We start from the raw sequence: 24,592 nt of genomic DNA on the forward strand, positions 1-24,592 counted from the left end.
CTCGCTGCACGCCGGGCCGGGCATAGCTCCGTACCTGAGCGTGGGCCCCAGGCCGCTGGACCACTTCCGGATCCTCTTCGTCTGCACCGGCAACATCTGCCGCTCGCCGATCGCCGAGCGGCTGACCCGGCGCGAGCTGGACACCCGGCTGAGCCCCCGGGTGGCCGGGCGGATCCTGGTGGAGAGCGCCGGCACCTGGGGCCACGTGGGCGCGCCGATGGAGGACCACGCGGCGACCGTGCTGGACGAGTACGGCGCCGACAGCGGCGGCTTCACCGGCCGTGAGCTGCTGGACGAGCACGTGGTCGAGGCCGACCTGGTGCTCACCGCGACGCTGGACCACCGCGCCCAGGTGATCTCGATGGGCCACGAGGCGGGGCTGCGCACCTTCACGCTGAAGGAGTTCACCCGCCTGGTGCGAACGATAGACCCGGGCACCCTGCCGGACCCGCGGCGCGGCGCCGACGTCACCGAGCGGGCCCGTGCGCTGGTCCGCGCGGCCGCCGCGCTGCGCGGCTGGCTGCTGGCGGCCACTCCGGAGTCGGACGAGGTGGACGACCCGTACGGGGCGCCGATCGGGATGTTCCGCAACTGCGGCGAGGAGATATTCCACGCCGTCGACCCGGTGGTGACCGCGCTCACCGGCGTCCCCGCGCCGCGCTGACGGCCGGTCCGGGCCGCGCCCGCGCCGGCACCGGACGGAGCCGTCCGGCCGCGGCTCGGCGGGCCGGGTGGCGCGGGCGGTCCTACGCTGGGTGACACAGTCCCCGCAGCGCCCGGGAGTCCGCCATGACCGTCACCGATGCCGCGACCGGCCCGACCGCGACCAGCGGGCGCCCCTGGGCGTCCGAGGCGCTGCACCGGGCCGATCCGCAGCTGGCCGACCTGCTGGCCGCGGAGGCCGAGCGGCGCGCCGAAACGATCCAGCTGCTGGCGGGGGAGAACCTGACCTCCCCCGCCGTCCTGGCGGCGCTGACCGGTCCGCTGATCGACAAGTACGCCGAGGGCTACCCGGGGCGCCGGCACCACACCGGCTGCGCGCTGGCGGACGCCGCCGAGCTGCTGGCGATCGACCGGGCCCGCCGGCTGTTCGCCGCTCCGCACGCCAACGTCCAGCCGAGGTCGGCGACTTCGGCGATGCTGGCGGCGTACGCGGCGCTGCTGCGGCCCGGCGACGGCGTGCTGGCGATGTCGCTGGAGCACGGCGGCCACCTCAGCTGCGGCTCGCGGTCCAACTTCTCCGGGCGCTGGTTCGCGTTCACCGGCTACGGCGTGCGCGAGGACGACGGGCTGATCGACCTCGACCAGGTCCGCGACCTGGCCCGGCAGCACCGCCCCAAGGCCATCGTGGCGGGCTCGATCTCCTACCCCCGGCACCCGGACTGGGCGGCCTTCCGGGAGATCGCCGACGAGGTGGACGCCTACCTGATCGCCTCCGCCGCGCAGACCACCGGGCTGGTCGCGGCCGGGCTGGCGCCCTCCCCGGTGCCGTACGCGGACGTCACCGTGGCGGCCACCCACAAGCTGCTGCGCGGGCCGCGCGGCGGGCTGCTGCTGTGCACCGCCGAGCTGGCCGAGCGGATCGACCGGGCGGTGTTCCCGTTCAGCCAGGGCGGCGCGGCGATGAACGAGGTGGCCGGCAAGGCGGTGGCCCTCGCGGAGGCCTCCCGGCCCGCCTACCGGGCGTACGTGCAGCGGGCGGTGTCCGGGGCGCGGGCGCTCGCCGGGGGGCTCGCAGAGGGCGGGATGCGCCCGTTGACGGGCGGTACCGACACCCACCTGGTGACCGCCGACGTGAGCCCGCTCGGCGTGACCGGCGCGGAGGCCGAGCGGCGCTGCGCGGCGGTCGGGCTGCTGCTCGGCAAGTGCGCCCTGCCGTTCGACCCGGCGCCGCCCGCCGAGGCCTCCGGCATCCGGCTGGGCACCGGCACGGTGACCAGCCAGGGGATGGGGGAGCCGGAGCTGGCGGAGATCGCCGGGCTGATCGCGCGGGTGCTCGCCGGGGGCGCGGCCGCCCCGGCCGCGGCGCGGGTCCGGGAGCTCGCGCTGGCCTTCGCCGACCGGGCCTGACCGTGCCCCGCACGGGTATCCGGATCTCCTACCCCGGAGGGCGAACCGCGATGCACGGTCCCGGCGTCCGACTCAATAAGGTGTGTGCGTGGCGACGCACCTCGAACCCCGGGAAGGCAGGGGAGTACCTTCGGTACCCCGCCGTTCGACAGTGATGCAGGAGGCCAGTGGTGCGTGAGTATCTGCTGGTGCTGTTCTGCACCGCCGCCGTGACCTACCTGCTGACCGGGCCGGTGCGGAAGTTCGCCATCGCGGCCGGCGCCATGCCGCCGGTGCGCGCCCGCGACGTGCACCGCGAGCCCACGCCGCGGCTCGGCGGCATCGCGATGTTCGGCGGGCTGTGCGCGGGCATCCTGGTCGCCTCGCAGCTCGACAACCTGAGCAAGGTGTTCTCCCAGGGCACCGACATCCGCGCGCTGCTGTCCGGCGCCGGGATCATGTTCCTGCTCGGGGTGCTGGACGACAAGTGGGGCGTCGACGCGCTGGTGAAGCTCGGCGGCCAGATGATCGCGGCTGGCGTGATGGTCTGGCAGGGCGTCACGGTGATCACCCTCCCGGTGCCCGGCGTCGGCCCCGTCGCGGTGAGCCCGACCCAGGGCATGGTCATCTCGGTCACCCTGGTCGTCGTCATGGTCAACGCGGTGAACTTCATCGACGGCCTGGACGGCCTGGCCGGCGGCATGGTCTGCATCGCCGCGATGGCCTTCTTCCTGTACAGCTACCGGCTCTGGTACGGGTACGCGATCACCGACGCGGCCCCCGCCGTGCTGTTCAGCGTGCTGCTGATCGGCATGTGCCTGGGCTTCCTGGCGCACAACATGCACCCCGCGCGGATCTTCATGGGCGACTCCGGCTCGATGATGCTGGGCCTGATGCTGGCCGTCGCCGCGATCTCCATCACCGGCCGGGTCGACCCGGACCTGATCACCAACGAGGCCGGGTCGCAGACCGCCGCCGTGCACGCCCTGGTGCCGATCTACATCCCGCTGCTGCTGCCGCTGACGGTCATCGCGCTGCCGCTGGCCGACCTGCTGCTCGCGGTGGTGCGCCGCACCTGGGCCGGCCAGTCCCCGTTCGCCGCGGACAAGCGCCACCTGCACCACCGGCTGCTCCAGGTCGGCCACTCGCACAGCCGCGCCGTACTGATCATGTACTTCTGGGCCGCGCTGATCGCCTTCGGCTCGGTGGCGTTCTCGGTGACCAACACCGGCCGCACCGTCGTCCTGACCCTCGCCGGGTTCTGCCTGGTCGGCCTGGTGGTGCTGCTCGTCCCGCGGTTCCGGCCGCGGGCCCCGCGGGCGGTGCAGTCCTTCGTCCCCCCGCGCTACCGCCGCCAGCAGAGCGGTCCGATGGCCGAACTGTCGGCGAAGGACAAGGAACTCCTCGGTGAAGCGGGCCGGGAGTCCGGGGTCGGGTCCACCGCGAGCGGCCACCACCACAAGGCCAGCGGCCGTCACTGACAAGGGAGTTGAGGACCGGTCAGCGCACCGTCACCCGAACGGCGGATTCGTTGCGCCGTTGGTGTGACAGGTGCCACACATTCATGGTAAAGCTCTCATCAAATAGTTTGTGATACCGTTCACGAGTATCGAGAACACGCCGAAAGACCTGACAGGTGGATGGCTTCCGTCCCTGTCGGTCTCCCTCACCGGGCCCGCCGTTCCCATGGGCGGCCCGCGGCGATGCCTCGGTCCGGTGTCACCCGCCACCGCTGTGCCCGTCCCCCGCCACATCGACATGCCGCCGGAGCTGCCGACATGCCGTCCACCGACGCCCGGATCCTCCGAGGCGCCGCGATTCCCACTGCGGCCGCCGGGATCATCGCCATGGCGATCTCCTTCGCCGTCGCCGGTGGGAAGGGGCTGCTCGGCGCCCTGTTCGGCGCACTGCTCGTGATGGCGTTCTTCAGCTTCGGCCAGGTCGCGCTCGACCGGCTGACCAGGTCGAACCCGCAGATCATGATGGCCGCGGCGCTGCTGGTCTACACCACGCAGATCCTGCTGGTCGGCATCGTGCTCGCCGTCTTCAAGAACACCGAGCTGTTCAACCGGCAGGCCTTCGCCTTCACCCTGCTCGGCTGCGCCCTGATCTGGACGGGCTTCCAGGTGCGCGGTGCGCTCAAGGCCAAGACCTTCTACGTGGACCCCCACGCCTCCGAAAAGAAGGGCGACAAGCCCTCCGACAAGGGGCGTCAACAGTGACGAGGCCCAGCTGTCCCCCCAACGAGGGGGGCGGTGTTTATGCCGCACTGACGGGCTGCTATCGTCCGTCGCAACAACGGAGTACGGGAAGAGGCCTGGTCTGTCCGGACAGCGGACGGATCGCCCCCCTGGTCCGCGCAGTCTTCGATGATCCCGCTGTGGTGCAGTGCACCGGCGCGCGGGGTCGGCGAGAAACCCATCAAGTTCCAGTGCCGCTCCGTGGTCGCAGGCCACGCCGACACACCGAGGTTGCCGTAACCATGCGTCACGACGAAGGAGTCCGCGGTGAGTGCTGAACTCACGTCCCTCGCCTCAGGCAGTTGCCACTTCGGGGACGCTGGCTGTGGCTTCCCGGCCCCGGGTCTGAACGAGTTCCAGTTCAAGCCGATCTTCTCGATCGGCAGCGTCGAGTTCAACAAGCCGATGCTGCTGTCGATCATCGTCGCGCTCCTGGTCGTCGTGTTCTTCTGGGCAGCCTTCGCCAAGCCGCGCCTCGTCCCCGGCAAGCTGCAGCTGGTCGGTGAGATCGGCTACGACTTCGTCAAGCGCTCCATCGTGCTGGAGACGATCGGCAAGAAGGGCGAGAAGTACGTCCCGATGCTGGTCTCGATGTTCTTCTTCATCTGGTTGATGAACATCATGTCGATCATCCCGTTCGCGCAGTTCCCCGTGACGGCGGCGATCGCGTTCCCGGCCGGCCTCGCGGCGGTCGTGTGGATCACCTACATGACGCTGACCTTCAAGAAGCACGGCTTCGTCGGCGGTCTCAAGAACCTCTGCTGGCCCTCGGGCATCCCCGGCTGGGTCATGTTCATCCTGGTGCCGATCGAGTTCTTCTCGAACATCTTCGTGCGCCCCTTCACGCTCGCGGTCCGAGCCTTCGCGAACATGTTCGCCGGCCACCTGCTGATCGTGATGTTCTCCATCGCCTCCTGGTACCTGCTCAGCCCGTCCCTCGGCGCGCTGTACGGCTCGGCCTCGTTCATCGTCGCCGTCGGCCTGACCGCCTTCGAGCTGCTGGTCCAGTTCCTGCAGGCCTACATCTTCGTGATGCTGGCCAGCAGCTACATCGCCGGTGCCCTGGAAGAGGCGCACTGAGCCCCGGGGCCCAGGCCCCGCCGAGAACCACCTCCCGGATCGCCCGGTGGCCAATCACCACCGGTTCACCACCCTGCAAAGGACAACGTCAATGAGCATCCTCGCTGAGGGCACTGTCTACGGTTCCGTCGCCTCCCTGGGCTACGGCCTCGCCGCCATCGGCCCCGGCATCGGCGTCGGTCTGATCTTCGGTAACGGTGTCCAGGCCATGGCCCGCCAGCCCGAGGCTGCCGGTCTCATCCGTTCCAACATGTTCATCGGCTTCGCGCTGACCGAGGCGCTCGCCCTCATCGGCATCGTCATGCCGTTCGTCTTCGGCAACAAGTAATCCCGCCGTAGACCCTTTCTGAGGAAGGTCCAGATATGAGCATGGCGATCGTCCAGCTCGCGGCCGAGGAGAAGATGAACCCTCTCCTCCCCGCGTGGCCCGAGATCATCATCGGCCTGCTCTGCTTCTTCATCGTCTTCGGTCTGCTCGGCAAGAAGCTCCTCCCCAGCATCGAGAAGGTGCTGTCGGAGCGCCGGGACGCGATCGAGGGCGGGATGGAGCGCGCCGAGGCCGCCCAGGCGGAGGCCCAGGCCCTGCTTGAGCAGTACCGCGCCGAGCTCGCCGAGGCGCGCCACGAGGCTGCCCGCATCGTCGAGCAGGCTCGCGAGCAGGGTGCCGCCCAGCTCGCCGAGATGCGCGAGGAGGGCCAGCGCCAGCGCGAGGCCATCGTCGCCGCCGGTCACGCCCAGATCGAGGCGGACAAGAAGCAGGCCACTGCCGCCCTGCGCCAGGACGTGGGCTCGCTGGCCACTCAGCTGGCGTCCCGCATCGTGGGTGAGTCCCTGGAGGACCACACCCGGCAGAGCGGCGTCATCGACCGCTTCCTGGACGAGCTGGAGGCCAAGGCCGCCGTTGCTCAGGGTGCGGCCAAGTGATCGGCGCCAGCCGTGAGGCCCTCGCCGCCGGCCGGCAGAACCTGGAGAGCCTGACCGACTCCACCTCGGTGGACGCGGCCAAGCTGGCCGAGGAGCTCACCGCCGTCACGGCCGTGCTGGACCGCGAGGTGTCGCTGCGCCGAGTCCTGACCGACCCGTCCCGGTCGGGCCAGGACAAGGCCCAGCTGGTCACCTCGCTGCTGACCGGCCAGGTCTCCGGCGAGGCCGTGGACCTGGTCTCGGGCCTGGTCCGCTCCCGCTGGTCGGGTTCGCGCGACCTGGTGGACGCGACCGAGGAGCTCGCCGCCTACGCCGAGATCATCGCCGCGGACAAGGCCGGCGCCCTGGACGACGTCGAGGACGAGCTCTTCCGCTTCGGTCGGGTGGTGAGCGGTTCGCACGAGCTGCGGGCCGCGCTGACCGAGCCGAAGGCCGGTGCCGTCGCGAAGGCCGAGCTGATCAGGAAGCTGCTCGGCGGCCGTGCCCACGCCGGCACCGTCCGGCTGGTCACCGCCCTCGTCAACGTGCCGCGTGGCCGTAGCCTGGAGCAGGGCCTGGAGTCCTACTCGAAGCTCGCCGCCGCGCGTCGCGGCCGCGTGGTGGCCCTGGTCACCACCGCGGTGCCGCTGTCGGACACCCAGAAGGAGCGCCTGTCCGGTGCTCTGGCCCGGATGTACGGCCGCCAGGTCCACCTGAACATCGACGTCGACCCCGAGGTCGTCGGCGGCGTCCGGGTGCAGATCGGCGACGAGATCATCAACGGCACCGTGTCGAGCCGCCTCGAGGCCGCTCGCCAGTCGCTCGAAGGCTGAGCACCGGAGCAGCACATCCGACCCTCGGTCGGGAAACCGGCTCCCCAAGGAGCCGGCAAATCGTACGGCCGGTTCGGAAGACCCGGCCGAGAGTCGAATACTTGCGGCCCTCAATGGCGGGCCGAGGATCGCAAACTAGGAGAGCAGGGAAGCCTGATGGCGGAGCTTACGATCCGTCCGGAGGAGATCCGGGACGCGCTGGCCGACTTTGTCCAGTCGTACCAGCCGGACGCCGCTTCTGTGGAAGAGGTCGGCACGGTCACTGACGCGGCGGACGGCATCGCGCATGTCGAGGGCCTGCCCTCGGTCATGGCGAACGAGCTGCTGAAGTTCGAGGACGGCACGCTCGGCCTCGCGCTGAACCTCGACACCCGTGAGATCGGTGTCGTCGTCCTGGGTGAGTTCGGCGGCATCGAAGAGGGCCAGACCGTGCGCCGCACCGGCGAGGTCCTCTCGGTTCCGGTCGGCGACGGCTACCTCGGCCGCGTCGTGGACCCGCTGGGCAACCCGATCGACGGCCTGGGTGACATCGCCGCCACCGGTCGCCGCGCCCTGGAGCTGCAGGCCCCCGGCGTCATGGCCCGCAAGTCGGTCAAGCAGCCGCTGCAGACCGGCATCAAGGCCATCGACGCGATGACCCCGATCGGCCGCGGCCAGCGCCAGCTGATCATCGGTGACCGGCAGACCGGCAAGACCGCGGTGGCCGTCGACACGATCATCAACCAGCGCGACAACTGGCGCTCGGGCGACCCGGAGAAGCAGGTCCGCTGCATCTACGTCGCCGTGGGCCAGAAGGGCTCCACCATCGCGTCCGTCCGCGGCGCCCTGGAGGAGGCCGGCGCGCTGGAGTACACCACCATCGTGGCCGCTCCCGCCTCCGACCCGGCCGGCTTCAAGTACCTCGCCCCGTACACCGGCTCGGCCATCGGCCAGGAGTGGATGTACGACGGCAAGCACGTCCTGATCATCTTCGACGACCTGTCGAAGCAGGCCGAGGCCTACCGCTCCGTCTCCCTGCTGCTGCGCCGCCCGCCGGGCCGCGAGGCCTACCCGGGTGACGTCTTCTACCTGCACTCCCGCCTGCTGGAGCGCTGCGCCAAGCTGAACGACGCCCTGGGCGGCGGCTCGATGACCGGTCTGCCGATCATCGAGACCAAGGCCAACGACGTCTCGGCGTACATCCCGACCAACGTCATCTCCATCACCGACGGCCAGTGCTTCCTGGAGTCCGACCTGTTCAACGCCGGCATCCGCCCGGCCGTGAACGTCGGTATCTCGGTCTCCCGCGTCGGTGGCTCCGCCCAGATCAAGGCCATGCGCTCGGTCGCCGGCCGCCTGCGTCTGGACCTCGCCCAGTACCGCGAGCTGGAGGCCTTCGCCGCCTTCGGTTCCGACCTGGACGCGGCCTCCAAGGCCCAGCTGGAGCGCGGTGCGCGCATGGTCGAGCTGCTGAAGCAGGGCCAGTACCAGCCGTTCCCGGTCGAGGAGCAGGTCGTCTCCATCTGGGCCGGCACCACCGGCAAGATGGACGACGTCCCGGTCGCCGAGATCCGCCGCTTCGAGCGCGAGTTCCTGGACCACGTCCGCCTGCAGCACAAGGACCTGCTGGCCGGCATCGTGGAGACCGGTCTGCTGGCCGACGGCACCGTCGACGCGCTGACCAGCGCGATCGAGGCCTTCAAGCAGGGTTACCAGACGGCTGACGGCAAGCTGCTCTCCGAGCAGGCCTGAGTCCGGTAGCGAGGGAAAGGACGTAACGACCCATGGGAGCACAGCTTCGGGTCTACAAGCGCCGGATCCGCTCTGTCACCGCGACGAAGAAGATCACCAAGGCGATGGAGATGATCTCCGCGTCGCGCATCGTCAAGGCGCAGCGCGCGGTGGCCGCCTCCACTCCGTACGCCGACGAGCTCACCCGGGCGGTGACGGCGGTGGCCACCCGGTCCAACGCCAAGCACCCGCTCACCACCGAGAACCCGGACGCCAAGCGCGCCGCGGTCCTGCTGATCACGGCGGACCGCGGTCTGGCGGGCGGTTACTCGACCAACGCCATCAAGGCCGCCCAGACGCTCACCGAGCGCCTGAAGGCCGAGGGCAAGGACGTGGTGACGTACATCATCGGCCGCAAGGGCGTCTCGTACTACACGTTCCGCGGTCTGGCGATCGCGGACTCGTGGACGGGGTTCTCGGACAAGCCGACCTACGGTGACGCGAAGACCGTCGCGGTCGACCTGATCGCGGCCTTCACGGCCGAGACCGGCGGGGTGGACGAACTCCACCTGATCTCGACCGAGTTCGTGTCCATGCTGACGCAGAACGCGGTCGAGGCGCGGCTCCTGCCGCTGAAGCTGGACGAGGTCCAGCTCAGCGACCAGTCGCCGGCCAAGTCGGAGATCTTCCCGCTGTACGACTTCGAGCCGTCGGCGGAGGGCGTCCTGGACGCGCTCCTGCCGAGGTACGTCGAGAGCCGGATCTACAACGCGCTGCTGCAGTCGGCCGCTTCCGAGCACGCCGCCCGCCGCCGCGCGATGAAGAGCGCGACGGACAACGCCGGCGAGCTCATCAAGTCGCTCACGCGGCTTGCCAACTCGGCCCGTCAGGCCGAGATCACCCAGGAAATCAGCGAGATCGTCGGTGGCGCCAACGCGCTCGCTGACGCGAGCCGCGGGAGCGAATGAGTATGAGCACCACAGTTGAGCCGACCACGGCGACGGGCCGCGTCGCGCGGGTCATCGGCCCGGTCGTCGACGTGGAGTTCCCCGTCGACGCGATCCCGGAGATGTACAACGCCCTGCACGTCGAGGTGGACAACCCCGACGGCTCGGGCAAGAAGACCCTGACCCTCGAGGTCGCCCAGCACCTCGGCGACGGCATGGTCCGCGGCATCTCGATGCAGCCGACCGACGGCCTGGTCCGTGGCTCGCAGGTCACCGACACCGGTGCCGCGATCTCCGTCCCGGTCGGCCAGATCACCAAGGGCAAGGTCTTCAACGCCCTCGGCGACGTGCTGAACGTGGACCAGGCGGAGTTCGACCAGCAGGTCGAGGTCCGCTGGCCGATCCACCGCAAGGCCCCCGAGTTCAAGGACCTCGAGTCCAAGACCGAGATGTTCGAGACCGGCATCAAGGTCATCGACCTGCTCACCCCGTACGTCCAGGGTGGCAAGATCGGTCTGTTCGGTGGTGCCGGTGTCGGCAAGACCGTTCTGATCCAGGAGATGATCTACCGCGTCGCCGAGAACTTCGGTGGTGTGTCGGTGTTCGCCGGTGTCGGCGAGCGCACCCGTGAGGGCAACGACCTGATCGACGAGATGGTCGACTCGGGCGTCCTGGACAAGACCGCGCTGGTCTTCGGCCAGATGGACGAGCCGCCGGGCACCCGTCTGCGCGTCGCGCTGTCCGCGCTGACCATGGCGGAGTACTTCCGTGACGTCGAGAAGCAGGACGTGCTCCTCTTCATCGACAACATCTTCCGGTTCACCCAGGCCGGTTCCGAGGTGTCGACCCTGCTCGGCCGCATGCCCTCCGCGGTGGGCTACCAGCCGAACCTGGCCGACGAGATGGGCCTCCTCCAGGAGCGCATCACCTCGACCCGCGGTCACTCGATCACCTCGATGCAGGCGATCTACGTCCCCGCGGACGACCTGACCGACCCGGCGCCGGCCACCACCTTCGCCCACCTGGACGCGACCACCGTTCTGTCGCGCCCGATCTCGGAGAAGGGCATCTACCCGGCCGTCGACCCGCTGGACTCCACGTCCCGCATCCTCGACCCGCGGTACATCGCGCAGAACCACTACGACACGGCCGTCCGTATCAAGGGGATCCTGCAGAAGTACAAGGACCTCCAGGACATCATCGCGATCCTCGGCATCGACGAGCTGTCCGAAGAGGACAAGATCACGGTGCACCGCGCCCGTCGCATCGAGCGCTTCCTCTCGCAGAACACCTACGTGGCGAAGCAGTTCACCGGTGTCGAGGGTTCGACCGTGCCGCTGTCGGAGACCATCGAGGCCTTCAACGCGATCGCGGACGGCAAGTACGACTCCGTCCCGGAGCAGGCCTTCTTCATGTGCGGTGGCATCGAGGACCTCGAGAAGAACGCCGCCGAGCTGGCGAAGAAGTAATCGCGGCCGGTAGCAGCTGAGCGTGACCGTGAGGGGTGGCCCCCGAGCCTGGGGACCACCCCTCACGTCGCATCGGCTGTGATTCCGGTCAAATCCGTGCCGCCGGTTTCATGCCGGGGGCGCGGGGCCGTTATTCTTACCGAAACTCCCGAGTAATCGGGCGTTGCATGAGCCTAGGAGCCCACGTTGGCTGAGCTGCACGTCGAGCTGGTCGCAGCCGACCGCAAGGTGTGGTCCGGTGCGGCCACCATCGTCGTCGCCCGTACGGCCTCCGGTGACACCGGCATCATGCCGGGCCACACCCCGGTGCTGAGCGTGCTGGAGACCGGTCCCGTCACCATCCGCACGGTGGACGGCGGCACCGTGATCGCCGCGGTGCACGGCGGCTTCATCTCCTTCGCCGACAACAAGCTGTCTCTGCTCGCGGAGATCGCCGAGCTGGCGGACGAGATCGACGTCGCGCGTGCCGAGCGCGCACTGGAGAAGGCCAAGTCGGACCTGGACGAGCACGCCGAGCGGCGCGCCGAGGTCCGTCTGTTCGCGGCGCGCGGCCTCAAGGCCCACGCCTGAGTGCGCCGGACCCCGGCTTAGCGGGGTCGACCGACGGTCCCGGGGACGCGTGAGCGTGACCCCGGGACTGTCGTCGTAGTTGGTAGGTCAGCGCGGTCGCTTGATAGGACCGCTACGGGGAACGCGGGTAGCGAGGAGGTAGGTGAGCATGGTCCTCGCGCTTGTGGTGTGTGCGGCGGTCGTGGCCCTGGGAGTGATCGGGCTGATGGCCTTCGCCGTCCGGCGCCGCCTGATCCAGCGGGTCGGCGGCACGTTCGACTGCAGCTACCGGCTCAAAATGCCCGCCGACGCCTCGACGCAGCCCGACCTCGACGAGAACGGCAAACCCACCTCCGCCCCGGTCCCCCCGACCGACGGCAAGGGGTGGGTTTTTGGTATCGGGCGCTACAGCGGTGACTCGATCGAGTGGTTCCGCGTCTTCTCGTACGCCCCGCGCCCGCGCAAGCTGCTGCCGCGCCGGGAGATCGAGGTGCTCGGCCGGCGCTACCCGGAGGGCCAGGAGGAGCTGGCGCTGCTCTCCGGCTCGGTGGTGCTGCGCTGCCTGCACAACGGGGCGCCGCTGGAGCTGGCGATGAGCGAGGACGCGCTGACCGGCTTCCTGGCCTGGCTGGAGGCGGCCCCACCGGGGCAGAGGGTCAATGTCGCGTAGCGACGGGACCCTCGGGATGGGGGCGCCCCCGGCCGGAGGCTGGGGGAGGTCAATGTCGCGTAGCGACGGGACCCTCGGGATGGGGGTACCCCCGGCCGGAGGCTGGGGGAGGTCAATGTCGCGTAGCGACGGGACCCTCGGGATGGGGGTACCCCCGGCCGGAGGTTGGGGGAGGTCAATGTCGCGTAGCGACGGGACCCTCGGGACTGGCAGGTTGGGTCGGCCCCGAGACGGGGTTAACACGAACTAACCCGGCCGCTACGCTGACCGCATGGTCAATCTGACGCGCATCTACACCCGTACCGGCGATGACGGCACCACCGCGCTCGGCGACATGAGCCGGACCAGCAAGACCGACCCGAGACTGGTCGCGTACGCGGACGCCAACGAGGCCAACGCCGCGATCGGCGTGGCCCTGGCCGTGGGGGAGCTGCCGGAGGACATGACGGCGGTGCTCGTCCGGGTCCAGAACGACCTGTTCGACGTCGGCGCCGACCTGTCCACCCCGGTGGTGGAGGACCCGAAGTACCCGCCGCTGCGGGTGCTCCAGTCCTACATCGACCGGCTGGAGGCGGACTGCGACGAGTACCTGTCGCGGGTGGAGAAGCTGCGCAGCTTCATCCTGCCCGGCGGCACCCCCGGGGCGGCCCACCTGCACCTGGCCTGCACCGTGGTGCGGCGGGCCGAGCGCTCGACCTGGTCGGCGATCGCGGAGCACGGGGACAGCGTCAACCCGTTGACGGCGAAGTACCTCAACCGGCTGTCGGACCTGCTGTTCATCCTGGCCCGGGTGGCCAACAAGGAGCGCGGCGACGTGCTGTGGGTCCCGGGCGAGAACCGCTAGGCCGTACCGACGCCCGGCGCCGAGGGCCCGCCCCGGACCGCTCCCCCGCGGGAGTCCGGGGCGGGCCCTCGGTGTCTCGTGGCCCGGGGCGGCACCCGGGCGGCAACCGGCGCTCCGGGCCCGGCCTCAGGGCCGGTCGGCCCGGGTACCGGTGGGGGCGTTCGCGGCGGGGGACCTCCCGGTGACCACCCGGCCGTTCTCGACCTCCACGCCGGCCGGCGGCTCCTTGGGCCAGAGCGAGTAGCAGCCGGCCACGACCACGTTCACCACGGCGGCGATGCCCAGCTTGAGGTACCACTGGGTGAAGGTGCCGAAGTGGGCGGAGCCCCCGGAGAGCGGCACGAGCAGGGTGATCAGGGTGAGCGTGATCGCGGCGGACACGACGGTCCGGCCGGCGATCTGCCACTCGTACCTGGTCCGCTCCGGTCCGTACTTCGGCGAGGGCAGCGGCTTCGGGCCGCCGGCGAAGCGGTACAGGAAGTGCCGGTCGGCCCAGCGGACCAGCGAGGGTCCGTAGCCGATCGAGAAGCCCGCGTAACTGGCGGCCAGGGCGTGCGTCCAGCTCGCGGTGGCGCCGCCGCGCAGGTCGAGGACGGTCAGGGCGTACAGCGTGAGGTCCACCACCGGCAGGCCGACCAGCAGCGCGGCGCTGGTGCGGCGCCACCGGAGCAGGTAGCGGGCGGCGAGGCCGAGGCCGAGCAGGATCCAGAAGGAGACCTCGGCCGCGACGATGAGGGTGACGATCACGTTCTGCTCCCGGACGGTTCGGTGGTGCCCACCAGCCTCGTGCGCGGGCGCCCCGCTGTCGTCGTCGCCCGGTGCCGTACCGCCCTGCACCTTTCGATGTAGCGGGCTCCTCCGTGGACCGGAGCCGGGCGGGCCGCCGGGATGGTGAGATGGGGAACGTGCCCCTCCCGTTCCCCGCGCTCCCCCCGCGCCGCCAGGACCAGCTGATCGCCCTCTGCGGGCTGCTCGGCGGCCTGCTGCTGATCGCCTTCGAGGTGTACGACCGGGCCGGCGCGGTACCGCTGTGGGCGGTGCTGGCGCCGCTCCTGGTGATGGCCGGGCTGGAGCTGGTGCGGCGGACCAGGCCGGTGCTGGCGGTGACGCTCGGCGGGCTGGCCTTCGCGGGGAGCGTCTTCGCCGGCAGCCTGCTCGCGACCCTGATCATGTACACCGACCTGCTGTACGCCGCGGTGCTCTACGGCAGCCCGCGGATGTCCCGGGTGCTGCACCTGACCGGCGGGGCCACGGTGCTGGCGCTCTCCACCGTCACGGCGGTCTACGGCGGGACGTCCGGCGCGCTGCTGGTGGTGGTGGTCAGCTCGCTGGTCTTCCTGGCGCCGGTGTGGACGGGCGACGTGGTGCGCAAGCACCGGCAGGAGGCGGAGGCCGAACGGCTGCGGGCGGAGCAGACCGCGCTGCTCTCCGAGCTGGACCGGCGCGAGGCGGTCGGTGCCGAACGGGCCCGGATGGCACGGGAGTTGCACGACGTGGTGGCCAACCACCTGTCGGCGATCGCGATCCACGCCACCGGTGCGCAGTCGGTGGCCCGGCGCCGGAACCTGCCCGCGGACGATCCGCTGGTGGAGGTGCTGGCGGTGATCCGGGAGAACAGCGTCCAGGGATTGGCCGAAATGCGACGCATGATCGGACTGCTCCGGGACAGCGGCGGGGGAGAGGTGGACGAGTCCTACGCGGCGCCCGACCTGGCCGCGGTGGACGCCCTGCTGGCCAAGGCCCGGGCGGCGGGCCGGGACGTCGGGCTGGACTTCGAGCTGACCGAGCGGGGCGAGCGCGGCGACCTGCCGGTGCCGGTCGGGCTGGCCGCGTACCGGATCGTGCAGGAGTCGCTGACCAACGCGCTCAAGCACGCCGGGCCCGGACTGGTCAGCCTGCGGCTGGAGTTCGCGCCGCAGGAGCTGCGGATCGCCGTCGACAGCCCGTACCGGGGCGGGCCGGGCCGGGAGCTGCCCGGCGCCCGGGCCGGGCTGGTGGGCATGGCGGAGCGGGCCGGGCTGCTCGGCGGCAGCTTCGCGGCCGGGCCCGAGGACGGGTACTGGAGCGTGCGCGCGGTGCTGCCGCGCGCCCAGGGGAACGAGGGGCGGTCATGACGATCCGGGTGCTGGTGGCGGAGGACCAGGCGGCGGTGCGGGCGGCGCTGGTGATGATCCTGCGGGCCGAGCCGGAGTTCGAGGTGGTCGGGCAGGCCGCCGACGGCGAGGAGGCCGTCCGGCTGGCGCTGGAGCTGCGGCCGGACGTGGTGCTGATGGACGTCCAGATGCCCCGCCTCGACGGCGTCTCGGCGACCCGCGAGGTGGTCTCCGCCGGGGCCGGCCAGGTGCTCGTGCTGACCACCTTCGACCTGGACGAGTACGTCTACGGCGCGCTGCGGGCCGGCGCCTCCGGCTTCCTGCTCAAGGACCTGGAGGCGGACACCCTGGTCGAGGGCATCCGCACCGTCGCGCGCGGGGACGGGATGCTGGCGCCCTCGGTGACCAGGCGGCTGATCGGGACCTTCGCCCGCCCCGAGCGGCCGGTGCGCCCCGAGGCCAGGGCGGCGGTGGGGGCGCTGACCGGTCGGGAGCGGGAGGTGCTGGCCTGCATCGGGGCAGGGATGTCCAACGGCGAGATCGCGGCCCGGCTGGTGATGGCGGAGGCGACCACCAAGACGCACGTCAGCCGCATCCTGGCGAAGCTGGGGCTGCGCAGCCGGGTGCAGGCGGCGATCCTGGCCCAGGACCTCGGGCTGACGGTCTGACCGCCCGACCGGTTCGGTTGCAGATCACACTCCCGATTGCTATGGCACGGGGGATTCGGGCACTAGAGTCCGGCCAGAGCGACGCGGCTCTCCGGCGGTGACCCCTGCCCTGAGCCGCCTTCAGGGGCCCGCCCGCAGGGCGGCGACGGCATCGGGAGACACAGCCATGAGCAACGCGTCCAGCAAGCAGATCGCCGTGATCGGTGCCGGCCTGATGGGCTCCGGCATCGCCCAGGTGTCCGCGCAGGCAGGCCACCCGGTGGTGCTGCGGGACGTCACCGAGGAGGCGCTCCAGCGGGGCCTGGCGGGCATCCGCGCCTCGTACGACAAGTTCGTCGCCAAGGGCAGGCTGAGCGCCGAGGACGCCGAGGCCGCGCTGGGCCGGATCACCACCACCACCGACCTGGAGGCCGTCGCCGACGCCGACATCGTGGTCGAGGCCGTGTTCGAGAAGCTGGAGGTCAAGGAGGGCGTCTTCCGGGAGCTCGACAAGCTCGCCAAGGACGGCGCCGTGCTGGCCTCCAACACCTCCGCCATCCCGATCACCCGGATCGCCGCCGCCACCGGGCGCCCGGAGTCGGTCGTCGGCGTCCACTTCTTCTCGCCGGTCCCGATGATGAAGCTGGTCGAGCTCGTCCGCGGCTACAAGACCAGCGACGAGACGCTGGCCACCGTCCGCGCCTACGCCGAGGGCGTCGGCAAGGAGGTCGTGGTGGTCAACCGCGACGTGGCCGGCTTCGTGACCACCCGTCTGATCACCGCGCTGGTGGTCGAGGCGGCCCGGCTGTACGAGTCGGGCGTGGCCACCGCCGAGGACATCGACACCGCCTGCCGGCTCGGTTTCGGCCACGCGATGGGCCCGCTCCAGACCGCCGACCTGACCGGCGTGGACATCCTGCTGCACGCGGCCCGCAACATCTACACCGAGACCCAGGACGAGAAGTTCGCCGCGCCCGAGATCATGGCCCGCATGGTCACCGCCGGTGACCTGGGACGCAAGAGCGGCCGGGGCTTCTACCCGTACGAGGGCAAGTGAGCCGAACCGGTCGGAGGACCGGCGGGCCGTGCGCGCGGAGCATCGTACGGCCCGCTCCGCCGGGGCGGGTGAGTTTCCTCACGCCGGGTGCCGCAGACGGGTGATTTGGGCGGTAATCGAGCGTAGGTGTGGGGCCGACCTGCGTATATTCCCTCGGACGGGTGAAGTTGCTTCAGGTCTGGCCGGAACCAGCAACCTGTGGAGCCGGTTCACCGTCAGATGAGGGAAAACCCGGCATTCCGCCCGGGTCCGGGCGTGGGGCTGTCGGCCCGCCCGGACGCACCCCGCTCCCGCTTCCGGCCCGGCCGGGGCGGACCCGCCCTGCAGCAGGCCGTCCAGGCGACGAGGAGGAGAGCATGCGCATCACCGGCGACCACACGGCGCTGGCCATCGAAGGCCGCCTCGACGTGCGCACCGCCGCCGACGCCCGGGCCCGGCTGCACCAGGCGGTGGACGGCGGCCTCGGCGACCTCGTGCTCGACCTCGCCCGGCTGGAGTTCTGGGACGCCACCGGGCTCGGCGTGATCATGGGCACCCACCGGCGGGCCGGCCGGATCGGCCGCCGGCTGGTGCTGCGCTCCGTCCCGGCCCAGCTCCAGCGGCTGCTGGTGGCCACCCGGCTGCACCGCATCCTGGCCGTCGACGGCGCCACCGAGGCGCACGGGGTGGCGTTCTAGGGCCGGCACGCCGCGCGCCGCACCGTGCGCCTGCGCACCCCCGCCCGGTCCGCGCAACGCCGCTGGTCAGTGCCGCCGGGCTGCCGGGCGCCGCGGACCGCCCTGCACGGCCCGGCCCGGATGTGCGAGAGTCTGCCCGTCAGAAGACGGCCGCCCGGGCTGCCTCCAGCCCGGCCGCGGCCGCGAGCGGGACGTCAGCCGGGCGGCGCGGGGCGCCGACGGCCGAGCACGATGCGGAGCAGAACGTGGCACAGCCATCCGGGGAGTTCCGGCAGGAGGCCGTCCGCACCCGTGGCGGCGAACTGGTGTCCGGCGGCCTGCTGGTCGGCTTCGGCGCCCCGGACGGTTCCGAGGCCGGGCCCTGCCCCGAGGAGTGGCGGCCGCGGCCGCGCCGGATCGAGCGCAGCGAGCCCGCCCGCGGCCCGGTCGGCGGCGTCGGCCGCGCGGTCGGCCCGCTCGCGCTCGGGGCCGGCCCCGCCGACCTGCCGCTGCTGGACCGCGAGAGCGACATCGCCGAGATCCTCGGCCTGCTCGCGGAGGGCCGCTCGATACGCCTGGTCGGCCAGGCCGGCTCGGGCCGCAGCGCGCTGCTGTCGGCCGTCGCCGAGGCCGCCGCCGACCTCGCCCCCGGCGGCGTCGTGCAGCTGTGCGGCCACCGCCGGACCGTGGCCGACCTGCTCCAGGACCTCTTCGCGGCCACCCACCACGCCCCCGGCTTCCGCCCCGACCCGGGGCAGCTGGCCATCCACCTCGCCGAGGTGAGCGCGATCGTGGTGATCGACGCCGCCGAGCCCGCCGGCGCCGAGCTGGAACAGCTGCTCGCCACGGCCCCCCGCTGCGCCTTCCTGATCTCCGCGGCCCCGGACAGCCCGCCGCAGCCCGCCGGCTCCCGGCTCCAGGACCACCTGGTGGCCGGGCTCTCCCGCTCCGCCTGCCTCGCCCTCACCGCCCGGTTGGCCGGCCGGCCGCTGGACGTCGCCGAGAAGGCCTGGGCGGTGGACCTCTGGTTCGAGTCCGAGGGCCTGCCGCTGCGCTTCGTCCAGGCCGCCGCCCTGCTGCGCCAGCGCGACGTCGCGGTGGACGCGCTGGTCGCCGCCGAGGACGACCGGCTGGACGTCTTCGGGGCCGTCGACGGGCCCGCCCACGACCCGGACCCGGCGGTCCGGGAGGACGCGCTGCGCCGTACCGTCCCGCTGCCCTCGGTGGCGGAGACGGCCTCGCCCGCCGTCCGGCTCGCCGAGGGGCTGAGCGAGCCCGCGCAGGCCGTGCTGCGACTGGCCGTCGCGCTCGGCGGCGAGTGCCCCACCGCGCCGCACCTGCCGGCGCTGATCGACGTCGGGCAGGGCGAGGCCGCCCTCGCCGAACTCGCCGACGCGGGACTGGCGGTGTCCATCGGCGGCCACCACCGGCTGACGGCCGGCGCGCTCGAACTGCTCCTGCCGCACTGGCCGGCCGACGGCTGCGTCGACGGCGCCGCCCAGCACTTCGCCTGGTGGGTCGGCCACGGCTCGGTGACGCTCGAACAGATCGCGGCCGAGGCCGAGGTGATGGTCGGGGTGCTGCTCGCCGACCGCGCCGCCGGGCGGCACGACGCGGTGGTGCGGCTGGCCCGCGCGGCCGCGCCGGCGCTGGCGCTCTCGCTGCGCTGGGGCGCCTGGGAGCGGGTGCTCCAGCTCGGCCTGGAGGCGGCCCGCCGCACCGGCTCCGCGGTCGACCAGGCCTGGTTCCACCACGAGGCGGGCGTGCACGCGATCTGCGTCCGGCAGCCCTCCCGGGCCGTCGCGGAGCTGGAGACCGCGCTCACCCTGCGGGCGACCGCGGGCGAGCAGCGCGGGGTGGCCGCCGCCCGTCGGATGCTCGACCTGCTGCGCGCCGAGGGCCGGCAGCTGCCGGCCGCCGCGCCCGCCGCGGCGGCGTCCGGCCGGGCGCCGGTGATCCGCAAGATCGCCGCCCGGGTACCGGCCCGGCTGAAGTCCAGCAGGCGGCGGCGGGCGGCCGTGGTCTCCACGGCGGTGCTGACGCTGGGGGTGCTCGGCACGGCGGTGGCGATGAGCTTCAGCGGGCCGGAGGAGGCCAGGGGGCGGGAGCCGCACAACGGCCGGCTGGACGGCGGCGGCACCCAGGACCCGCCGTTCCCGCAGTCCTCCGGCAGCGCCGGGCCGACGGCGCCGGGAGCGGCGCCGGGCACCCCGCCCGGGCAGCCGGGCAGCGCGGCGCCCTCCGCGAGCGGCAGCGCCTCGCACGCGCCGAGCGCCTCGCCGACGCGCCGGCCGAGCTCCTCGCCGGGCGCGGGCGAGTCGCAGGCCCCGCAGCAGCCGCAGCCGCCCGCGCCGGGCCAACCGCAGCCGCCGGGGAACTCCGGGCAGCCGTCTCAGCAGACCGGGCAGCCGTCGGCGCCCGCGACCAGCCGCGCGCCGTCCTCGCCGCCGCCCACCTCGACCGCGCCGACGACGCCGTCCGGGTCGCCGACGACCCCGGGCGGCACGGGCAGTCCGTCCGCCCCGGTGTCGCCCTGAACGGTCAGAACAGCTTGAGCTTGTCGTCGTCGATGCCGCGCAGCTCGTCGTAGTCCAGCACCACGCAGCCGATGCCGCGGTCGGTGGCCAGGACGCGGGCCTGCGGCTTGATCTCCTGCGCGGCGAAGACGCCCTTGACCGGGGCCAGCAGCGGATCCCGGTTGAGGAGTTCGAGGTAGCGGGTGAGCTGCTCGACGCCGTCGATCTCACCGCGGCGCTTGATCTCGACGGCCACCGTGGCGCCGTCGGAGTCGCGGCAGAGGATGTCGACGGGGCCGATCGCGGTGGGGTACTCACGGCGGATCAGCGACCAGCCGGCACCGAGCACCTCCATCCGGTCCGCGAGCAGCTCCTGGAGGTGGGCCTCCACGCCGTCCTTGATCAGGCCCGGGTCGACCCCGAGCTCGTGGGACGAGTCGTGCAGCACCTCCTCCAGCGTGATGATGAGCTTCTCGCCGGCCTTGTTCTCCACCGTCCAGACCCCGTCGGCCTCCTTGAGGGCGCACGGCGGGGACATCCAGTTGAGCGGCTTGTAGGCGCGGTCGTCGGCGTGGATGCTGACGCTGCCGTCGGCCTTGACCAGGATCAGCCTGGTGGCGGAGGGCAGATGGGCGGAGAGCCGACCGGCATAGTCGACTGAGCAGCGGGCAATTACGAGACGCACGGTCGACCACGCTAGCCCACCGGGGCCAGTTGATGCGATTCCGCGAGGGCAGGGTGAAGAAGGGACGAACCCGGCCAACATGGAGGTCCCGCGGTCCCGCTGGTGCCCGCCGAGGTCTGGCGCCCCTCCCCTCAGGTCGCTACGGTGTGTGACGGCACGAGCGCGGCATCGCTGTCAACGGGGATGGAGACTTCAGATGAACGATCCGACGGGATCCGGCCAATCCGGTGCACCGCACCGTATTTCCGAAGCAATCCGCAGGAATGACCGGCCTGCCGCGCCGTTGACTGCCACGCTGTTCTGAGCGCGTTCGGTGTCCAGGACGTCACGTCCCGTGCTGCCGCCGCTGTCGCGAAGGCGCCGGAAACCCCTGCCCTCGGTGTTCCGGACGCCCCGCGCGAATCCACCACCCTCACTGTGAGCTTGACCTACGCACGACCACCCGGGCGCCGCGCGGGTGGACCGCGAGAGGAGAATCCATGTCGCTCGACGTCTCACCGGCCCTGCTGGACAAGGCCGAGCGGGGCGAGGTCGACGAGCGGGAATTCGTCGACTGCGTCCGCGTCTCGCTGCCGTACGCCTGGGACCTGATCAGCTCCCTGGTGGCCCAGGCGAAGGTCGACGGCACCGACTTCGCCGACAACCGGGTACCGCCGCCCAGCGAGCAGGCCCGCGGGCAGCTGCTGCGCGCCCTCGCCAGCGACGCCATCCGGGGTGCCCTCCAGCGCCACTTCGGCGTCCGGCTGGCCTTCCAGAACTGTCACCGGGTGGCGGTGTTCCTGCCCTCGGAGGCCAACGCCGCGCGGTACGACCGTTTCACCTCCGTCCGGGAGCAGCTGCTCAACCAGTCCGAGGAACTGCGGGACTGCTGAGGCCCCGGCCCGCCCCGCCGCGGCGCCGGCCGCCCCCGTCCCCCGGTGCGGGGGGAGGGGCGGCGGCCCGGGCCGGGGTCAGCCCAGCTGCGGCAGCACCTCGGAGCCGAGCCGGGCGATGTTGTGCAGGGTCGCGTCCTGGTCGCCGCTGCCCTCGGCGAGCAGGGCGAAGCGCCGGATGCCGGTGCGCTCGGCGGTGGCCAGCAGCCGGTCGGCGCACTGCCGCGGGGTGCCCACCGCGTGCAGGTCGCAGAGCAGCTCGGTGTACTGGCGCGGGTCGCGCATCTTGCGCTCGCGGCCGTCCACGGTGCGGTGGGCGCCGAGCCCGTACTCGAACCAGCCCGGCATCGCGTCCAGCAGCGTGGACCGGGCCGCCGCGGCGCGGTCGTCGACCTGGGCCACCCCGGCCGCGACGTGCTGACGGCCGATCCGGCGCAGCTGCTCCTCACCGCGCCCGGCGGCCAGCCAGGCGGACCGGTACAGCTCCAGCATCCGCAGCTTGTCGTCGTCCCCGGAGTGCATGCCGAGCAGCATCGGCAGGCCGCGCTCGGCGGCCATCCGCACCCCGCCCGGCGAGGTGCAGGCGACCACCACGGGCGGGCCGGCGACCGGCCGGCCGGCGGCGGTGAGCTCCTCGCCGAGGCCCGCGTCGTCCCGGCGCTGGCGCGGGAAGACCACCGGGCCGGAGCGCCCGCCCAGGCCCAGCCAGCTGCTCAGGCCCGGCCGCCGCACCGGCTCGGTGGCCCGCGGCACCACGGCGACCTCGGGGAAGGCGAACTGCGGGCCCTGCGCGCCCACCCGGGAGCCGCGCAGCCAGCGCAGCAGCAGGTCCAGCCGCTCCGGGAAGCCCTTCTCGAAGGCGTCCACCCCGCCGCCGAACACGTCCAGGTCGATCCACGGCCCGCCGCGGCCCACCCCGAGCGTGAAGCGTCCGCCCGAGGTCAGGTGCAGCAGCGCGGCCTGCTCGCCGAGCCCCACCGGGTGGCGGGTGGAGAGCACGCTGACCGCCGTGCCGACGCCGATCCGGCGGGTGCGGCCGAGCAGCAGCCCGGCCAGCGTGGCGGCGTCCGGGCACACCCCGTACGGCACGAAGTGGTGCTCGGCCAGCCAGACGCTGTCCAGCCCGGCGCGCTCGGCCTCCAGGGCGGAGTGGACGGTGCGCTCCAGCGCCTCGCCGTGGCTCTGCCCGGGGAACTGGGCGGACAGCAGGAACAGCCCGACCCGCAGCGGACCGGTGGACGGCGGCAGCGCGCCCGCCCGCCGGGGCGCCGGCAGCGGCTCGCCCGCGACGGCCGTCACCGGCGGGACGGCGGTCAGCGTCGCAGCGGCGGCGGGCGACCGCACCCCGACGGGCCGGCCGCTCTCGGCTCGGGCGCTGGTCTTGCTCATCGTTGGGCCTCCTCGGGTGCGCGCAGGGTCTGCGGGCCCCGCCTTCTCCCCTGTGGGTATCCGATGTCATGTGCCAATGGCACGTCGAAGCCCGAATTTCCCCGATGATCGGGTGGATCTCGGCAAAAACGCCGAAGTGCCGGACGGAGCCGTGGTAGTGGCCGTGCGGCGGCCCGGCCGGCCGTAGGCTGGAACGACCCAGAGCCCAGGAGGAGAGGGAGTCCGCCGTGTCCCCGCGCCGCAACCGGATCAAGAGCGCCGCCCCCCGCGAGAGCACGGAGCCGGGCGCCCCGCTCGGCGGTTCGCTGCGCCGCACCGAGAGCTACCGGGGCGACGACTGGGTGGTCCAGACGGTCGCCGGGACGGCGGGGCGGTTCTACCGCTGCCCGGGCTGCGACCAGGAGATCCCGCCGGGGACGGGCCACGTGGTGGCCTGGCCGCTGCACGGCGCCGGGGTGGACGACCGGAGGCACTGGCACCGCGCCTGCTGGGGCGCGCGGGAGCGCCGGGCCTCCAACCTGCTGCGGGGGCGCGGCGCTCCGCGGTACTGACGGCCCTGGGGCGTGTCTGACAATTCTCGCCGGGTGCGCGGGCGAATTGTCAGACACGCCCTGGCTAGGCGTCGCGCCGCTTGAGCACCAGCACGCCGCCGACCAGCGCCGCCGCCGTCCAGGCCAGGCAGATCAGGAAGCCGGCCCACGGGCCGTACGGCTGGCCGTGCTGCTCGTACACCAGCGTCATCCGGGAGCCCGCGTAGTCGGGGAAGTAGCGGGCCAGGGTCTTGACCTTCGGCACCGCCGAGAGGATCGGCGAGAGCAGGAAGAAGAACGGCACCAGCACGCCGAGCGCGAGGGTCTGGTTGTGCAGCATCGTGGTGACGCCCGCCGAGAACAGGCAGAGCAGCGTCAGGTACAGCGCGGCCCCGAACACCGCTCGCAGCACGTTCGGCTCGCCGATCGTGGTGGAGTGCGAGCCGAGCAGTGCCTGCCCGGTGAAGAAGGTGACGAAGGCCGTCACCACCGAGACGGCGAGGGCGAGCGCGCCGAGCACCGCCAGCTTGCCGGCCAGCAGGGTGGCGCGCTGCGGGACGGCGGCCAGGGTGAGCCGGATCATGCCGCTGCTGTACTCGTTGCCGATCGCCAGCACGCCGAAGACGATGATCGCCAGCTCGCCGAGCACGATGCCGGAGAAGGCGGTGCTGGTGGCGTCGAACGGGTTCGAGTCGTGCTGCCGGAACTCGGTGAAGTTGTTGTTGGTGAGCAGGGACAGCAGGGCGCCGATGCCGACGGTGACGACGAAGGTCAGCGCGAGCGTCCAGAGCGTGGAGCGGACGGTGCGGATCTTCGTCCACTCGGAGCGCAGGACCGCGGGGAAGGACGCCAT

The 24,592-nt window shown here is 72.3% G+C and carries 25 protein-coding genes; 21 read left to right on the forward strand and 4 right to left on the reverse strand.

Translation table 11 applies throughout. From position 1 onward, the window contains the following. The first annotated feature begins 4 nt into the window (after nt 1–4). The 14 genes from ACH5AR_RS21440 to ACH5AR_RS21505 all read left to right on the forward strand — a co-directional run bounded on the left by ACH5AR_RS21440 (nt 5) and on the right by ACH5AR_RS21505 (nt 13,294). Nucleotides 5–664, forward strand: a complete 660-nt coding sequence (locus ACH5AR_RS21440) for a protein-tyrosine-phosphatase (protein WP_396303202.1) — start codon at nt 5–7, stop codon at nt 662–664. 125 nt (nt 665–789) lie between these two features. Continuing rightward, nucleotides 790–2,070 (forward strand): serine hydroxymethyltransferase, encoded by a 1,281-nt coding sequence (gene glyA / locus ACH5AR_RS21445; RefSeq protein WP_396303038.1) that lies wholly within the window; start codon nt 790–792, stop codon nt 2,068–2,070. Between the two features lie 170 nt (nt 2,071–2,240). Next, a complete protein-coding gene (locus ACH5AR_RS21450) occupies nt 2,241–3,530 on the forward strand; it encodes an MraY family glycosyltransferase (protein ID WP_396303039.1) in 1,290 nt (429 codons plus the stop codon). A gap of 297 nt (nt 3,531–3,827) precedes the next feature. Beyond that, the gene (locus ACH5AR_RS21455) at nt 3,828–4,271 is read left to right on the forward strand and encodes a hypothetical protein (protein WP_396303040.1); all 444 of its coding nucleotides are present in this window, start codon (nt 3,828–3,830) and stop codon (nt 4,269–4,271) included. A 285-nt stretch (nt 4,272–4,556) separates the two neighbouring features. Next, on the forward strand, nt 4,557–5,369 hold the full coding sequence (gene atpB, locus ACH5AR_RS21460; RefSeq protein WP_396303041.1) for a F0F1 ATP synthase subunit A: 813 nt from the start codon (nt 4,557–4,559) through the stop codon (nt 5,367–5,369). A 91-nt stretch (nt 5,370–5,460) separates the two neighbouring features. Further along, on the forward strand, nt 5,461–5,697 hold the full coding sequence (gene atpE, locus ACH5AR_RS21465; protein WP_031074289.1) for an ATP synthase F0 subunit C: 237 nt from the start codon (nt 5,461–5,463) through the stop codon (nt 5,695–5,697). 35 nt (nt 5,698–5,732) lie between these two features. Then, on the forward strand, nt 5,733–6,293 hold the full coding sequence (locus tag ACH5AR_RS21470; RefSeq protein ID WP_387750302.1) for a F0F1 ATP synthase subunit B: 561 nt from the start codon (nt 5,733–5,735) through the stop codon (nt 6,291–6,293). Continuing rightward, on the forward strand, nt 6,290–7,105 hold the full coding sequence (locus ACH5AR_RS21475) for a F0F1 ATP synthase subunit delta (RefSeq protein ID WP_396303042.1): 816 nt from the start codon (nt 6,290–6,292) through the stop codon (nt 7,103–7,105). Before ACH5AR_RS21470 ends, ACH5AR_RS21475 begins: the two co-directional genes overlap by 4 nt. Before the next feature lie 156 nt (nt 7,106–7,261). Continuing rightward, on the forward strand, nt 7,262–8,836 hold the full coding sequence (gene atpA / locus ACH5AR_RS21480) for a F0F1 ATP synthase subunit alpha (protein ID WP_396303043.1): 1,575 nt from the start codon (nt 7,262–7,264) through the stop codon (nt 8,834–8,836). Nucleotides 8,837–8,868: 32 nt separating this feature from the next. Next, the gene (locus ACH5AR_RS21485; RefSeq protein WP_396303044.1) at nt 8,869–9,783 is read left to right on the forward strand and encodes a F0F1 ATP synthase subunit gamma; all 915 of its coding nucleotides are present in this window, start codon (nt 8,869–8,871) and stop codon (nt 9,781–9,783) included. Nucleotides 9,784–9,785: 2 nt separating this feature from the next. Further along, complete coding sequence (gene atpD, locus ACH5AR_RS21490) at nt 9,786–11,231, forward strand: F0F1 ATP synthase subunit beta (RefSeq protein WP_396303045.1); 1,446 nt, start codon at nt 9,786–9,788, stop codon at nt 11,229–11,231. 186 nt (nt 11,232–11,417) lie between these two features. Further along, complete coding sequence (locus tag ACH5AR_RS21495) at nt 11,418–11,801, forward strand: F0F1 ATP synthase subunit epsilon (RefSeq protein WP_030057524.1); 384 nt, start codon at nt 11,418–11,420, stop codon at nt 11,799–11,801. A 148-nt stretch (nt 11,802–11,949) separates the two neighbouring features. Then, on the forward strand, nt 11,950–12,450 hold the full coding sequence (locus tag ACH5AR_RS21500) for a DUF2550 domain-containing protein (protein ID WP_396303046.1): 501 nt from the start codon (nt 11,950–11,952) through the stop codon (nt 12,448–12,450). Between the two features lie 271 nt (nt 12,451–12,721). Beyond that, complete coding sequence (locus ACH5AR_RS21505; RefSeq protein ID WP_396303047.1) at nt 12,722–13,294, forward strand: cob(I)yrinic acid a,c-diamide adenosyltransferase; 573 nt, start codon at nt 12,722–12,724, stop codon at nt 13,292–13,294. A gap of 126 nt (nt 13,295–13,420) precedes the next feature. Here the strand turns inward: ACH5AR_RS21505 and ACH5AR_RS21510 are convergent, their stop codons facing one another. Continuing rightward, nucleotides 13,421–14,041 carry a hypothetical protein gene (locus tag ACH5AR_RS21510; RefSeq protein WP_396303048.1) on the reverse strand — a complete coding sequence of 207 codons (621 nt, stop codon included), beginning with the start codon at nt 14,039–14,041 and terminating at the stop codon, nt 13,421–13,423. Nucleotides 14,042–14,190: 149 nt separating this feature from the next. Between ACH5AR_RS21510 and ACH5AR_RS21515 the strand changes: the two genes are divergently transcribed. The 5 genes from ACH5AR_RS21515 (at nt 14,191) to ACH5AR_RS21535 (ending at nt 20,284) form a co-directional block, all read left to right on the forward strand. After that, a complete protein-coding gene (locus ACH5AR_RS21515) occupies nt 14,191–15,408 on the forward strand; it encodes a sensor histidine kinase (RefSeq protein ID WP_396303049.1) in 1,218 nt (405 codons plus the stop codon). Next, nucleotides 15,405–16,055, forward strand: coding sequence for a response regulator (locus ACH5AR_RS21520; protein ID WP_396303050.1), 651 nt, complete (start codon nt 15,405–15,407; stop codon nt 16,053–16,055). The genes ACH5AR_RS21515 and ACH5AR_RS21520 overlap by 4 nt, the downstream gene beginning before the upstream one ends. A gap of 166 nt (nt 16,056–16,221) precedes the next feature. Then, nucleotides 16,222–17,091, forward strand: coding sequence for a 3-hydroxyacyl-CoA dehydrogenase family protein (locus ACH5AR_RS21525; protein WP_396303051.1), 870 nt, complete (start codon nt 16,222–16,224; stop codon nt 17,089–17,091). Nucleotides 17,092–17,447: 356 nt separating this feature from the next. After that, nucleotides 17,448–17,768 carry an STAS domain-containing protein gene (locus tag ACH5AR_RS21530; RefSeq protein ID WP_396303052.1) on the forward strand — a complete coding sequence of 107 codons (321 nt, stop codon included), beginning with the start codon at nt 17,448–17,450 and terminating at the stop codon, nt 17,766–17,768. 245 nt (nt 17,769–18,013) lie between these two features. Next, nucleotides 18,014–20,284: an ATP-binding protein gene (locus ACH5AR_RS21535; protein WP_396303053.1), complete on the forward strand. Its 2,271-nt coding sequence runs from the start codon at nt 18,014–18,016 to the stop codon at nt 20,282–20,284. 4 nt (nt 20,285–20,288) lie between these two features. Here the strand turns inward: ACH5AR_RS21535 and nucS are convergent, their stop codons facing one another. Beyond that, nucleotides 20,289–20,948, reverse strand: coding sequence for an endonuclease NucS (nucS, locus tag ACH5AR_RS21540; RefSeq protein ID WP_030057515.1), 660 nt, complete (start codon nt 20,946–20,948; stop codon nt 20,289–20,291). A 479-nt stretch (nt 20,949–21,427) separates the two neighbouring features. Here nucS and ACH5AR_RS21545 point away from each other — a divergent pair, with 479 nt between their 5' ends. After that, nucleotides 21,428–21,820: an SCO5389 family protein gene (locus tag ACH5AR_RS21545; protein WP_396303054.1), complete on the forward strand. Its 393-nt coding sequence runs from the start codon at nt 21,428–21,430 to the stop codon at nt 21,818–21,820. A 78-nt stretch (nt 21,821–21,898) separates the two neighbouring features. Here the strand turns inward: ACH5AR_RS21545 and ACH5AR_RS21550 are convergent, their stop codons facing one another. After that, nucleotides 21,899–23,047 (reverse strand): LLM class flavin-dependent oxidoreductase, encoded by a 1,149-nt coding sequence (locus tag ACH5AR_RS21550; RefSeq protein ID WP_396303203.1) that lies wholly within the window; start codon nt 23,045–23,047, stop codon nt 21,899–21,901. Between the two features lie 389 nt (nt 23,048–23,436). On the opposite strand from ACH5AR_RS21550, the gene ACH5AR_RS21555 reads away from it, so the two are divergent. Then, on the forward strand, nt 23,437–23,760 hold the full coding sequence (locus ACH5AR_RS21555; RefSeq protein WP_396303055.1) for an ATP/GTP-binding protein: 324 nt from the start codon (nt 23,437–23,439) through the stop codon (nt 23,758–23,760). Nucleotides 23,761–23,824: 64 nt separating this feature from the next. Here ACH5AR_RS21555 and ACH5AR_RS21560 read toward each other — a convergent pair whose 3' ends face one another. Beyond that, a complete protein-coding gene (locus tag ACH5AR_RS21560; protein WP_396303056.1) occupies nt 23,825–24,592 on the reverse strand; it encodes an ABC transporter permease subunit in 768 nt (255 codons plus the stop codon).

It is taken from the genome of Kitasatospora sp. NPDC018619 (assembly GCF_044391605.1).
Taxonomy (GTDB): Bacteria; Actinomycetota; Actinomycetes; order Streptomycetales; family Streptomycetaceae; genus Kitasatospora.